Genomic DNA, 13,424 nt, shown 5'->3' with positions numbered 1-13,424 from the left:
CGCCGTGTTATGGGTAATGGCTGCACCGGGATCGCCGGTTTTTGCAACACGGCATCGTAAGCTGTCCTTGGTCGATCTGCAAAGCTGTATTTCCTGTCTATATTTCCAGCGTCGCCGCCAGCGGCACGTCCGGCGCCAAATGGCTGGTCAGCACGATGCATTGGCGCGCCAGGCGGGACGGTTCGGCCAGGCGCGCGCGCAAGTGGGCCATGGCGGCCGCGTCGAGGCCATTGAACGGTTCGTCGATCAGCAGCAGGCGCACCGGCAAGGCCAGGGCCAGGGCCAGTTGCAGCTTTTTATGCTGTCCCAGCGAGAGGGCGGTGATGCTTTGCTGCAAGGTTGATGTCATGGCAAAGGCGTGCAATTCCGCGTTCAGCAGCGACTGGTCGCTGCCTGGGTACAAGGCCAGGTGCAGGTCGAGAAACTCGTGCACTTGCAGCCAGGGCAGGGCGGGCGTGTCGCCGCCGCAATAGAAGGTCTGGGCACGGTAGGCCAGCGGCATGGCGATGCTGTCGACGTCATCGAGGCGGATGGCGCCGCGCGCGGGCAGCAGGGCGCCGCCCGCCAGTTTCAGCAGGGTCGTCTTGCCGGCGCCGTTCGCGCCGCGCAGCCAGGTGACGCCGGGGCCGAATTGCTGGTTGTAGTCCTGGAAGACGCTGTGCGTGGGGAAGTGAAAATCGAGGTGCTCGAGGTGCAGCACGGGAGTAGGCAGGTTCAAATCCATAATTCGCTTCCGATGGCGCTCAAGGCAAGGATGGAGAAAACGACGAGGGCGACGCGCCCGCGCGGCGTGAGGCGGGGCAGGCCGACGATGGCCAGCAGGGTCGCGCTGGCGGTGAGGGCGTAGACGCCGGTCACGCGCCGCTGCAGGGCGGCGGGATCGATGCAATACAGCAAGATGCCAGCGCCCAGCAGCACGGCAAAGGCGGGGAGCAGGCTGGCGGCGCAGGCCAGGCGCGTCAAGGCCGTGCTGGCCAGGGGCCAGGCGTCCAATGCGGGGCGCAGCACGGCGATCTGCTCGCGCACGGCCTTGTCGCCCCGGTCCGTCACGATGACCAGGCTGGCGCTGGCCAGCAAACCGAGCAGCGGCGCGGGCACGAGCGGCGCGCGCAGCAGCCAGGCCAGCATGCTGGCGCCAGCCGTGGCCTGCAGCACGCTTTGCTGCAGGCCGATCACGTTTTCATTGCGCCAGAACGGCAGCCAGAACAGCTGGCGCCATAGAAACATCGTACGCCAGCGGGGCCGTTGCGGCACATACGCCGTCATCGTGGGCGCACGCGCCCTGTGGGCGGGCCGCGGCGCGCGCAGGCGTTGCGCCACGATGCGCGCCGTCAGCAGCCACGCCAGCAGCCAGACGGCGAGGGGGGCGGCCATGCCGGGCGCGGCAATGGGGCGCAGCCAGGGCGGCGACTGCAGCAGCCACATGGTGGCCGAGACGGCATAGGCGAGGCCCAGCGGCAGCATCAGCAGGCCGGCCACGGCGATGTCGGCTTGCCAGCGCAGGTGGCGCGGCAAGGGCAGCTGGCGCAGCCACGCGGCGGTGGCGGCAGGCAACAATCGCTTGCGCAGCAGCCAGGCGGGCAGGCACGTGAGCAGCACTTGCGCCGCCAGCAAGCCCAGGGCCGCTGGCCAGGGCAGATTCATGGCGAGAAATCCGGGCAGGGCGATGACGCTGAGCAGGCCCAGCAGGACGGGACCGGCCAGGAACACGAGAATTTCCATGGAACTGGCCAGGCTGGCGGCAAATTGCAGCAAAGCATGATGGGCCAGGCGCAAGCGCAGGGCGAGGTAGGGGGAAAAGCTGCGGGGCAGGCGCATCAGGCAGGAGCGGCGGAGTCGGCAAGAGCGCTGATTCTAGTGCATTTGCGCTCCCACAATGGGAAAAGCCCTTCGGTTCCAGGAACCAAAGGGCTTTTCTTTTATTGGCGGAGCGGACGGGACTCGAACCCGCGACCCCCGACGTGACAGGCCGGTATTCTAACCAACTGAACTACCACTCCAAGCTCGTATGATCTGTGTTGCTGATCCATGAAGCACTGGATAATTTTCTGTTTGGTGGTGGGTGCTGAGAGGCTCGAACTCCCGACCTACGCCTTGTAAGGGCGCCGCTCTACCAACTGAGCTAAGCACCCGCATACCCAGAAAACTATCCCGACGTTTGTCACCACGTCTGGAAGAGGCACTATTATAGGGGGCGCTATCGTGCTTGTGCAACTATTCTTGAGGGGGAATGGCAGTTTTTTTGCTGAAAAGCGCAAAAATGTTCAGGCGAGAGGGGATGGACGTGTTTTTGGCTTCTGAAATGGGAAAAGCCCTTCGGTTCCAGGAACCAAAGGGCTTTTCTTTTATTGGCGGAGCGGACGGGACTCGAACCCGCGACCCCCGACGTGACAGGCCGGTATTCTAACCAACTGAACTACCACTCCAAGCTCGTATGATCTGTATTGCTGATCCATGAAGCACTGGACAGTTTTCTGATTTGGTGGGTGCTGAGAGGCTCGAACTCCCGACCTACGCCTTGTAAGGGCGCCGCTCTACCAACTGAGCTAAGCACCCGTTGCTTGTCTCAGAAAACCATCCCGACGTTTGTCACCACGTCTGGAAGAGGCGCTATTATAGGACGGGTAAAATCCTTCTGCAAGCGCTTTTTTTACATTATTGCCCGAATGCGGTTGGGAGCATCTGAAAAAAGTGCAGGGCAAGGCGCATTGCCGAAGACAGTACGGATAGTACGGCGAGGCAATGTAACGCTGCCATGGGCTTTTTCTCAGGGCTCCTATTCCGTGATGCCCCATTGCGACAGCATCCACGCCATATTGAACGCGTTTTCGGCGATGGCGTTATAGCGGCCCGACGCGCCGCCGTGGCCGGCACCCATATTCGTTTTCAGTAGCAGGGGGTTGCTGTCCGTTTTATAGGCGCGCAGCTTGGCCACATATTTTGCTGGTTCCCAGTACATGACCTGGCTGTCGTTCAGGCCCGTCGTCACCAGCATGGCCGGGTAATTCTTGCGCGCAATGTTGTCGTACGGCGAGTAGCTGAGCATGTAGTCGTACGCGGCCTTCTGGTTCGGGTCGCCCCATTCCAGGTACTCGCCCGTGGTCAGGGGCAGGCTGGCGTCCATCATGGTGTTCATCACGTCGACAAACGGTACGGCCGCGTGCACGGCGTGGAACAGGTCGGGGCGCATGTTGACGACGGCGCCCATCAGCAAGCCGCCCGCGCTGCCGCCCTGGATGATGAGGCGGTTCGGGCTGGTCCATTTTTCGCGCACCAGGTAGTCGGCGCTGTCGATGAAGTCATTGAAGGTGTTTTTCTTCTTCATCAGCATGCCGTCTTCATGCCAGGCTTCGCCCATGTCGGTGCCGCCACGGATATGTGCTTGCGCATAGATGACGCCCCGTTCCAGCAGGCTGATGCGGCTGATGGAAAAAGTGGCTTCCGTGGAAATGCCGTAGGAGCCGTACGAGTACAGCAGCAGCGGCGCGGAACCGTCGAGCTTGACGCCTTTCTTGTAGACGACCCACAGCGGCACTTGCACGCCATCGCGCGCCTTCACCCACAAGCGCTGCGTGGTGTAGCGGCTGCTGTCGAAGCCGCCGACGATTTCCTGCTGCTTCAGCACCGTGCGCTTGCCGTCCTGCATGCTGACGTCGATGACGGTGGGCGGCGTGACGGGCGACTGGTAGGACATGCGAAATTGCGTGGCGGAAAACTCCGGCGTGCCGGCCGCCGTGGCCAGGTAGACGGGGTCGTCGAACTGCACCGCCTTCCAGTTCTTTTGCGCAAAATCAAAGATGCGGGCGCGGTTCAGGGCGCGTGCCTTTTCCATCACCACCAGGTAGCCCTGGAAGACGTCGATGGACTGGATCACGGCATCCTTGTTGTGCGGCACGACGGGCTTCCAGTTCTTCGGCTGCGGCGCAGAGAATGGCGCGCTGACGACACGGAAATTCTTCGCCCCCTTGTTGGTCAGAATATACAGCTGGCCGTCGCGGTGCTCGATGCCGTAGCGGTGGCCTTTTTCACGTTTCAGCACGGATTGGAACGTGCCTTGCGGCTTGCTCGTTGGCAGCAGCAGCACTTCGCTCGTGTCCGTGCTGCCCGAGGTGAGCACGAAGAATTGCTTGTCGCGCGTGCGGTCCACATGGATGGCGAACTGCTCCACCGGCTCGTGGTAGACCTGTTGCGGCGCACCGCCCAGGGCCAGGCGGAACAAGCGGTCCGAGCGTTTGGTGGTGGCGTCTTCCTGCGCCAGCATCAGGGTGGCGTTATCCGCCGCCCAGGCCAGCGATGTCACGCGCGGCATGCTGTCGCCCAGCAACTTGCCCGTTTTCAAATCCTTGACGTGCAGCTCGTACTGGCGGAAACCCGTCGTGTCGGTGGTGTAGGCCAGCAACTGTTCATTCGGGCTGATGCTAAATGCGCGCACGGCAAAGAATTTGTGGCCTTCGGCCAATTGATTTTGGTCCAGCAAGATTTCCTCGGCCGCCTGCGCATCATAGGCGCCGCTGGCGCCGACGGGGCGGCGGCAGTGAATCGGGTATTGCTTGCCCGCTTCCACACGCGTGTAATAGTAGAAATTGCCCTGGCGCGCAGGCACGGACAAGTCCACTTCCTGCATGCGCCCCTTGACTTCCGCATATACCTTGTCGGCCAGCGGCTGGATCGGCGCCGTGACGGCGGCCGTGTAGGCGTTTTCCGCATTCAGGTAGTCGATCACGGCAGGATCGGCTTTCTTTTGCAGCCAGCGGTAGTCGTCCGTGACGACCGTGCCGTGGCGCGTTTCCTGCCAGGCTGTCTTGGCGGCGACGGGGGCGACGGCCGTGGCGATGGTGGTGGTGGTGTCGGCGGCCAGCGCGGATGGCGCCAGCGTGGACAGTAGCAGGGCCGGCAGGATGGATGACCAGACGGACCGGCGACGCAAGGCATGATGTGCTGTAGACAAGGCAACTCCTTTGAATAGTTGTGTCAGGATTGTAATCTTGCTATTGAGAAAAGCAACCGCTGATCGTCGCCATCGGGTCCTGTGCGTTTCAACTTGCATCCGCGGTCATTTCCGGTAATACTGTATGCATGCACAGTATCTTGCCGCAATGAAGGCAAGCCGATCCGCCGCGAGGTGTTTTTTGATTTCATCTGCCCCCACACTTGCCGAAGCACCCGCCGCGCGCCGCTGGATCGCCCACCTGGACATGGACGCCTTCTTTGCCTCCGTGGAACTGTTGAAATATCCGGAATTGCGCGGCGAAGCCGTCGTCATCGGCGGCGGGCGCTTGCAGCAGCCCGTGCTGCAGATTGACGGCACGCGGCAGTTTGCGCGCATGCGCGATTATGTGGGGCGCGGCGTCGTCACCACGTCGACCTATGCGGCGCGCGCGTTTGGCGTGTTTTCCGCCATGGGCATCATGAAGGCGGCGAAACTGGCGCCCGACAGCATCCTGCTGCCGGCCGATTTCGAGGCGTACCGCGAGTATTCGGCCCGCTTCAAGCAAGCCGTGGCCCAGTTGTGCCCCATCATCCAGAACGTGGGCATCGATGAAATCTATGTCGACCTGACGGAACACGGCGCGCAGGCGCCGGCCATGGCGGCGCGCCTGAAGGCGGCCGTGTTCGAGGCGACGGGCCTGTCGTGCTCGATTGGCCTGGCGCCCAACAAATTGCTGGCGAAAATCTGTTCCGACTTGGAAAAACCCGACGGACTCACCATTTTGTCGCCCGAGGATATCGCCACGCGCGTGTGGCCCTTGCCGGCGAAAAAGATCAACGGCATCGGCCCGAAGGCGACGGCCAAGCTGGAAGCGCTGGGCATAGTCACCATCGGCGAGCTGGCGCAAGCCGACCTGGCCATGCTGCGCACGCAGTTTGGCGACCTGTACACGGGCTGGCTGCGCCAGGCGGCGCTGGGCATCGACGAGCGGCCCGTGCAGACGAGCCGGGAAACCAAGTCCGTCAGCCGCGAAACGACGTTCGAGCGCGACTTGCAGGTGGTGCGCGACCGCGCCACGCTGTCGGAAAAGCTGGAAAGCCTGTGCACGCGCGTGGCGGGCGACCTGGATAAACAGTCGCTGGCGGGGCGCACGGTGGGCATCAAGCTGCGTTTCGAGGATTTCAGCACCGTCACGCGCGACATCACCTTGCCCAGCGCCACGGCGGACGCCGCCGCCATCCTGCGGGCCAGCCGCGATTGCTTGCGGCGCGTGCCATTTGAAAAGAAAATCCGCCTGCTGGGCGTGCGTATCTCGACCTTGTCGGATCCGGCCATCGTGATGCGGCAGGCGCCAGCCCAGGCGGAGCTGTTTCCAGCCCTGTAGCGGCATTCCCCACGCATCAACAACACCGCGCCAGTCCGCGCTTTTGACGGCATTCCCGTGTCGAAAGTGTAGAATGGCGTTCCCCTGGCACTACTGAAACAAACGGAAGACAAAAACTATGTGGTTCAAGAATCTTCAGATTTACCGCCTGCCCGCACCATGGGCCTATACGCCAGAACAACTGGAAGAGGCCTTGTCCTCGAACAAATTTACGCCGGCGACCAGCATGGATCTGATGCGCCAGGGCTGGGATACGCCACGCCCGAACGGCGGCCTGGTCCACGTGGTCAACAAGCAGATGCTGATCTTGCTGGGTACGGAAAAGAAACTGTTGCCAGCGACCGTCATCAACCAGGTGGCCAAGGCCCGCGCCGCCGAGATGGAAGAAGCGCAAGGCTTTGCACCAGGCAAGAAAGCCATGAAGGAATTGAAGGAACGCGTGGCCGACGAACTGTTGCCGCGCGCCTTCAGCATCCGCAGCAACGTCTGGACGTGGATCGACCCCGTCAATGGCTGGCTGGTGGTCGATGCCGCCAGCCCGGCGAAAGCCGATGAAGTCATCAAGCTGCTGCTCAAGGCCGTGGACAAGCTGCCGCTGGAAAGCCTGCGCGTGCAGCGCTCGCCCGTGGCGGTGATGACGGAGTGGCTGCAGGCGGACGATGCGCCTGCCGGCTTCACGGTCGACATGGATACGGAATTGCGCGCCACGGGCGAGAGCAAGGCCACCGTGCGCTACGTGCGCCACACCCTGGAAGCGGACGACGTGCGCCGCCACATCGCGGCCGGCAAGCAGTGCACGCGCCTGGCCATGACGTGGAACGACAAGATTTCGTTCGTGCTGACGGAATCGCTGGCCATCAAGAGCGTCAAGCCGCTGGACGTGATCAAGGAAACGGAATCGAGCACGAAGAACGACGAAGAGCGTTTCGACGGCGACGTGATGCTGATGACGGGCGAGTTGAGCAAGCTGATGGCCGACGTGGTTGAAGCCCTGGGCGGCGAAGCGACTGCATAAGCGCAGTCATGCCGGTACGAAAAAGGAGCTGCGGCTCCTTTTTTTTCGCCCTTCGCCCTTCGCCTGGCATGGCATGGCGGGCTTTGGACGAAAAAAAGGGCCTTGCGTTTGCAAGGCCCTCGGTCGGCTCAGCCTAGGTTGACGAGGTCAACTTAGAACTTGTACTGGGCCGTGAAGTAGAACGAACGCATCATTGGATCTGCGTAGCGTGGATCGTAGCCAACCTGGTGACCACGCGAGCTGCGCAGCGACAGCGGCGGTTCACGATCGAACAGGTTTTTGATACCTGCGCGCAAGGTCACTGCTTTGCTGTACGCATAGCGGCCCTGGAAGTCAACCGTCGTGTACGAAGGCACGTGCAGACGGATATTTTCCTTTGCGTTGGTGGCCAGGTTGACCACCTCGGCCGAAGCGTCGGTGTAGCCATTACGGTAGCTCACGATGACCGTGTTGGTCAGCTTGCCCGATTCCAGGCTCATGTTGAGCTTCATCAGGTTACGGAACGTGACGGCATCGGAAATGCCGTAGTAGTTCATGTTGTTGGTCCACTGATCCTTGGTGCCTGGTACGGTGTAGTCGGCCTTGAGCATATGCGTACCGCTCAGGTTAGCCGTGAAGTTACCGATATCGAACTTCTTGCGTGCCGTCATGTCCCAGTCGATACCGCGGTTATGCGTCTGGCCAATGTTCATCGACAGCGACTTGAACGCATAGTACGGCTTGCCGGTCGTCGGTTCGATGTAGGTGCCGAACAGGTTGCGGTACATGCCTGGGTTGTTGAACGCTTGCGCTTCGCTCACGGACGAAACCGCATCGGTGATTTTCACGTCCCACAGGTCGGCGCCGAAGGAGAATGCCGAGCTAGGCTCGATACGGAAACCGACGGTGAACTGTTTCGATTTTTCCGGTTTCAGGTTTTCGTTACCACCAGACATTTTATTGTACTGGCTGTTAGGCGCACGGCACAGCGCATCGCCTGGGAATGGGCAATTCCAGTTAGCACCGGTAAAGCCGTTGTTGACCAGAGGCTGACCAATGCTCAGCATGTCCGGAGCCTTGAAGCCCGTGCCGTAGGAGCCGCGCAGCAGTACTTGCTGTATCGGCTGCCAGCGTGCCGTGACTTTGTAGGTATTGGCATTGGCATCCTTGCCGATGGTCTTGTTGATGACGCCATTGTCGATCGCCGACACGGAGTCATAGCGGCCAGCCAGACTCACTTCTACCGTTTTGGTGATCGGAGCCAGCAATTCGGCGAAGACGCCGTAGGTTGAACGGCTCAGGTCATAGCGTGGCGAGGTGTTGAAGCCGTAGATGGTGCTGGTGTTTGCACCTGCATCTGGCGTCTGGCCGTAGTTGTACTCGCGGTAGTCGGCGCCGATACCGATGTTGGCTTTGCCGCCTGGCAAGGTGAACAGTTCACGGGAACCGTGCGCATCGATGCCGCGCATGGTGGTCGATGCCGTGCGGATCGAACCTTTGAATTGCGAATTGTTGATCAGCGCTTGCATTTCCGGCGATGGCGTGCCGGCCGGCACGAACGGGTTGAACGCCGGATTTTTCAGCAGGGCCTTCATATCGGCCGTTTTCGCATAGCCGCCGATGTAGCGTTCATCGATGGAATTTTGCGACCAGGTCAAGCCCGCATCGATGTTCCACGCGCCAATTTCGCCTTCGACGCCGACGACGAAGTGCTTGGTCTCGGTGATGGTGTTGGAGTCGCGGGTACCCCAGTCGCTCATGCGATAGTTGGCTGACACGGAGGTGATGTCCTTGACCTGCTCTGGTGTCAGGTAAGGCAGGACATACTTGTTGTACTGCGCACCGTTAAGCGCAATCGGGATTGCCACCGGATTGGCCGAGATGCGTGCGGTCAGGTCATAACGCGAGTAGGCGACTTCGGCAAACGCATTCAGCGAATCGTTGAGTTTGTAGGTGGCGCGGGTAAACAGGCTGTCGCGCTTCGATTCAGGCACGATTTCAACCGTCGAACCGCCATCGTAGCCGCAAGCCAGCTTATTGGCTGCCAGTGGGGCATTGGTCACGGCGCCACAATTATCATTCTTCGCCAGGTATGGATTGAAGAGGTAATCGTCTTTGCCTTTGACGGACACGGTGGCGTTGGCCGGTGCCGTGCCTATGGCGGTCTTGTCGTAGACGTATTGTTTGCCGTTATAGCTCACTGGAATACGCGACGAACGGGCGAACGTGCGGTCGGTGGCGCGCAAGTTCGATTGCTCGTCATGGCGGTACGATACCAGCACGTTAAAACGGTCTTCGTCGATGTCGCCGACGCCATAGGTCACGCTGGTGTTCCAGGCGTTGCCGCCCTTGTCTTCCGGACCGCCATAGGTGGCTTCCAGGGAGCCGCCTTGCTGGTTCTTCTTCAGAATGAAGTTGATCACGCCGGCGATGGCGTCCGAGCCGTACAGGGCCGAAGCGCCGTCGGTCAGCACTTCGACGCGTTCAACGGCGCTCATCGGAATGGCGTTCAGGTTGACGGAAGTGCCCGAGCCTTGTGGCGCGATGCGGCGGCCGTTCAGCAGGACCAGGGTGTAATCTTCGCCGATGTCATGGATCGACGCGCTGGTGCGGCCGCCCGAATTGGTGCCTGCTGCTGCGGCGCCGACGGTAAAGCCCTGCATGGCGGGCAGTGCCTGGAGCAGGTCGGCAACCGTGGTGGCGCCCGTCTTGGCGATCGCTTCTTGCGTCAGGCGCTGTACAGGCAAGGCGCCTTCGACAGCGATACGCTTGATACTCGAACCGGTAATTTCAACTTTTTGAATTGCTTCGTCCGCCATGGATTGGCCAGAGAACAAGACGCTACCTGCCAGTACGGTCAGGGCCAGGCGTACGCTGCGTACGCCAATTTTTTCTTTAAATGCCATTGTAACAATTACTCCGTAGTAGTTTTAATAACGACAAGCAGTACACGAGCACGTATCAAGCCATCGGATAGATGACCAGCGGTGCTCGTGTACGGTAGGCGGAACCACGTCGGTGGGAGGTGGAAGACTACTTAGCGCAATATTGTTATAAATGCACTTTTGACTTGTCGAGGCGAACATTATGTCGTCTCAGCAAGAAAAAATGCATATCAACCGTGTCGGATTTGGCAATAAATTATGGATACAGAAGAATATTTAATTTAATTGTTAAATTGCAGGTTTATATTTAAAGATATCGGTGTTTTTAAAAATGATCAATGGCGTTTTTTTACAACATAAAATTATTGTATTGGCAATTTGATGTTTTACCTGCAATAATTCGATGAAATCTGTGGTTTCGCAGAATTTATGAATGGCAAAAAAAACGTAAAAAAAGCCCGTTGAAAACGGGCTCGTTGAATTGTGACAAAGGGCCAGTCAGGCCGCGGGCCGGTCTGCTTTTACCTCCCGTCCTGGCATCGGCTTACAAGGGCTGGAATACGCCGGCGGCGCGGTTCTTTTGCACATTGTCCCAAGCGAAGATCTGGCCATTCATGGCCACGTACACGCCGGCTGGCAAGGTTTGCGCCACGCCGCAGGCAAAGCCCAGGTTGAACAGGGCGTCGGAGTTGTCGATTTCGTAGGGAATCATGGCGCCCGTCAAAATGACCGTTTGCTGCAGGTTCGCCGCGCCCAGCACCTGCGCCGTTTCGCGCATGGTGTCGGTGCCGTGGATGATGACGATGGCTTTTTCCTGTGCCGCGCGGCACGAGGCCAGCACGCGCTGGCGGTCCGCATCCTGCATGTCGAGCGAATCGAGCAGGGGCAATTGCTCCAGCGCCACGGGCGCCGTCATGCGTGCGCGGGCAATCGCTGCCGGCAAATGACTGTCGGAAAAGCCCAGGGTACCGTTCAATTCGTTGTAGTGTTTGTCGAAAGTGCCGCCAGTGGCGAGTATGCGCAAAGTCATGATGTGGTCACGATGTCAGTGGAGAATGACGCGCATGATAGCGTGGATTGGCAGCGTTGCGTGAATGCTGCCACAGATGGGCCAGCGTGCCTGCCGCCCCGCTACCGCGCCGCATCTGGAAAATTTGGCCATCTGTGAGTACACTGGTTTCTTTGTTTGCCTGCCACCCCGACTCCGTATGAAAGCGCTCGCTCCCGGCACCGTCATTTTTCACCGCCACCGCGGTTACGGGGTGATCACGTCCGTCAATTTGCTGACGGGCTGGATCGCCGCCCGTTTCGGCAGCGAAGCGCGGACCCTGGACCTGAACCTGTCGACCGACGACGTGCAGTTTGCCGATGGCGAAGCGATCCTGTTTCGCCGCGCGCCGCCGGACCGCATGCCGCATGCGCGCCTGATGGCCATGGTGCGCGAGCTGCACCAGGCCGGCTATCAGAAGCTGTATCTGTACTCGTGGCCCAAGCCGTCCGGCCTGCACTGGCGCTGGCATTTGTTTACGGGGCCGCGCGACTGGATGCAGCGGCCCTGGCGCGAAGGCTGGTACGGTTCGGGCGCCGATTACAACGTCAACCCGGTGATGGGCTGGGGCGATACGCCTGGCGCCACCACGGGCGAGCTGATCGATGCCCTGGCCCGTTTCGACCCGCAGGGCCTGGCGCAGGCGCTGGGACGCGACGACGACCATAGCCACTGGTTTGGCCGCGTCTGCGATGCTTTATTACCCGATTACATGTACAGCCTGGACATGCAGCGCACGCCAGGCGAACCCTTGCCCGACATGCCGCCCGTGCCGGTCGTTGCCGTGCGCGCCGGCGTGGCGGCGTACGCCGGACCGGACATCGCCTGGCCGCCCGGCTGGGCCGGCCTGTGGCGCGGCCGCCACGTGCTGCCCGCACCCGCCATCCGCATCACGGGCGAGCCGGACTTGTTGAAGGGCTTTCAGCGTTCCTGAGGAGCTTGTCGCGCATGCGCCAGCGCCTCGGGATTGAGCAGGCGCGTGCATTGACCTTGCGCAAAATCAACGATGTTTTGCAAGGCGTAGCGGAAATACAGTTCATAGCTGTCACGCTCGACGTAGCCCAGGTGTGGCGTGGCCAGCACGTTCGGCAGCAGCAGCAATGGCGAGCCTGGCGGCAGCGGTTCGTCCGTAAATACGTCCAGCGCGGCGGCGCCCGGGCGCCCCTGCGGCAGCGCCGCTTCCAGCGCGCCGTCCATCACCAGCTCGGCGCGGCTCGTGTTGACGAACAGGGACGTCGGCTTCATACGCGCCAGGTCCTCGGCTGTTACCAGGCCACGCGTCGCATCGGACAGACGCAGGTGCAGGGTCAAGACGTCGGCCTGTTCAAAGAAGGCTTCCCGCGATGTGGCCGCCGTATCGCCGGCCGCCACGGCCGCTGCGCGGCTCGCTTCGCTGCCCCACACGAGGATGGTCATGCCGAAGGCGCGGCCATAGCCGGCGATCAATTGCCCGATCTTGCCGTAGCCCCAGATCGCCAGGGTGCGCCCTTTCAATACCGTGCCAAGCGTATTGCGCGCCGGCTCCAGCGACGACGTCTGCCACAGCCCTTCCTGTAAATGTTGCGCGTACGGCACGATCTTGCGCTGCGCCGCCATGATCAGCGCCCACGTCAGTTCGGCCGGCGCCGTGGGCGAGCCGATGCCTTCCGCGATGGCGATGCCCAGCTCGGTGGCGGCCGGCACGTCGATGTGCCCGCTTACCTTGCCCGTTTGCGAAATCAGTTTCAGATTCGGCAATTTCGACAGCAGGGCGCGGTTGAAACTGCTGCGTTCGCGGATCAGCACCAGCGCGTCGTATGGCGCCAGGCGGATCGCCAGCTGGCCCAGGCCCCGCGCCGTGTTGCTGAACACCTTGACCTCGTGGCCATCGAGCAACTGGAAACAATCGAGGCCGCGCACGGCATCCTGATAATCATCGAGTATGGCAATTTTCATGGTGGATGGCCGATTTTAGTGAGGATTTGGTAGGGAAATAACAGGATACGGGAAATGCTGAATAGCCTACTACATTAGTCAAGCTATTCTCCTACATTTTTGCGAGAATAGCCGTTATGCGGGTGTACAATCGCCGGCACTTTTGAAGCTTCCTGATTATAGTTATAGCGCAAACTGTTCCTGCAGCCTGGGTGCATGATCCAGGTAAACGACACCAGAGCCCTGCCCGCGTGAGCATGCCGCCCGCA

The 13,424-nt window shown here is 60.8% G+C and carries 9 protein-coding genes and 4 tRNA genes; 3 read left to right on the top strand and 10 right to left on the bottom strand.

Annotated elements, in window-relative coordinates:
- Positions 1–97 precede the first annotated feature (97 nt).
- From O0881_RS28540 to O0881_RS28510, 7 genes are all read right to left on the bottom strand, one after another.
- Positions 98–724, bottom strand: coding sequence for an ATP-binding cassette domain-containing protein (locus tag O0881_RS28540; protein WP_289914035.1), 627 nt, complete (start codon positions 722–724; stop codon positions 98–100).
- Positions 715–1,818, bottom strand: coding sequence for a hypothetical protein (locus tag O0881_RS28535; RefSeq protein ID WP_289914034.1), 1,104 nt, complete (start codon positions 1,816–1,818; stop codon positions 715–717). The genes O0881_RS28540 and O0881_RS28535 overlap by 10 nt, the downstream gene beginning before the upstream one ends.
- Positions 1,819–1,923: 105 nt before the next feature.
- Positions 1,924–2,000: transfer RNA gene (locus tag O0881_RS28530), tRNA-Asp, on the bottom strand.
- Positions 2,001–2,056: 56 nt separating this feature from the next.
- Positions 2,057–2,132: transfer RNA gene (locus tag O0881_RS28525), tRNA-Val, on the bottom strand.
- 217 nt (positions 2,133–2,349) lie between these two features.
- Positions 2,350–2,426, bottom strand: a tRNA-Asp gene (locus O0881_RS28520).
- A 54-nt stretch (positions 2,427–2,480) separates the two neighbouring features.
- Positions 2,481–2,556: transfer RNA gene (locus tag O0881_RS28515), tRNA-Val, on the bottom strand.
- Positions 2,557–2,776: 220 nt separating this feature from the next.
- The gene (locus tag O0881_RS28510; protein WP_289914033.1) at positions 2,777–4,948 is read right to left on the bottom strand and encodes a S9 family peptidase; all 2,172 of its coding nucleotides are present in this window, start codon (positions 4,946–4,948) and stop codon (positions 2,777–2,779) included.
- A 181-nt stretch (positions 4,949–5,129) separates the two neighbouring features.
- Between O0881_RS28510 and dinB the strand changes: the two genes are divergently transcribed.
- Together dinB and O0881_RS28500 are read left to right on the top strand one after the other, a co-directional pair.
- Positions 5,130–6,314, top strand: coding sequence for a DNA polymerase IV (gene dinB, locus O0881_RS28505; protein WP_289914032.1), 1,185 nt, complete (start codon positions 5,130–5,132; stop codon positions 6,312–6,314).
- A gap of 118 nt (positions 6,315–6,432) precedes the next feature.
- Positions 6,433–7,329, top strand: coding sequence for a recombination-associated protein RdgC (locus O0881_RS28500; RefSeq protein ID WP_034754435.1), 897 nt, complete (start codon positions 6,433–6,435; stop codon positions 7,327–7,329).
- Between the two features lie 152 nt (positions 7,330–7,481).
- Here the strand turns inward: O0881_RS28500 and O0881_RS28495 are convergent, their stop codons facing one another.
- Positions 7,482–10,127 carry a TonB-dependent receptor gene (locus tag O0881_RS28495; protein WP_289914031.1) on the bottom strand — a complete coding sequence of 882 codons (2,646 nt, stop codon included), beginning with the start codon at positions 10,125–10,127 and terminating at the stop codon, positions 7,482–7,484.
- A gap of 610 nt (positions 10,128–10,737) precedes the next feature.
- Entirely contained in the window at positions 10,738–11,223 is a 486-nt protein-coding gene (locus O0881_RS28490) for an asparaginase domain-containing protein (RefSeq protein WP_034781194.1), read from the bottom strand.
- Positions 11,224–11,401: 178 nt separating this feature from the next.
- Here O0881_RS28490 and O0881_RS28485 point away from each other — a divergent pair, with 178 nt between their 5' ends.
- Complete coding sequence (locus tag O0881_RS28485; RefSeq protein WP_289914030.1) at positions 11,402–12,175, top strand: L-asparaginase; 774 nt, start codon at positions 11,402–11,404, stop codon at positions 12,173–12,175.
- On the opposite strand, the gene O0881_RS28480 is transcribed toward O0881_RS28485, so the two are convergent.
- The gene (locus O0881_RS28480) at positions 12,163–13,176 is read right to left on the bottom strand and encodes a D-2-hydroxyacid dehydrogenase family protein (RefSeq protein ID WP_289914029.1); all 1,014 of its coding nucleotides are present in this window, start codon (positions 13,174–13,176) and stop codon (positions 12,163–12,165) included. The two genes, O0881_RS28485 and O0881_RS28480, sit on opposite strands and share 13 nt — an antisense overlap.
- Between the last annotated feature and the right edge of the window lie 248 nt (positions 13,177–13,424).

Origin of the sequence: Janthinobacterium sp. SUN100 (genome assembly GCF_030397705.1) — a bacterium.
GTDB lineage: Bacteria > Pseudomonadota > Gammaproteobacteria > Burkholderiales > Burkholderiaceae_D > Janthinobacterium > Janthinobacterium kumbetense.
The sequence above is the reverse complement of the archived record's forward strand: the minus strand, read 5'-3'. Positions and strand labels throughout refer to the sequence as shown.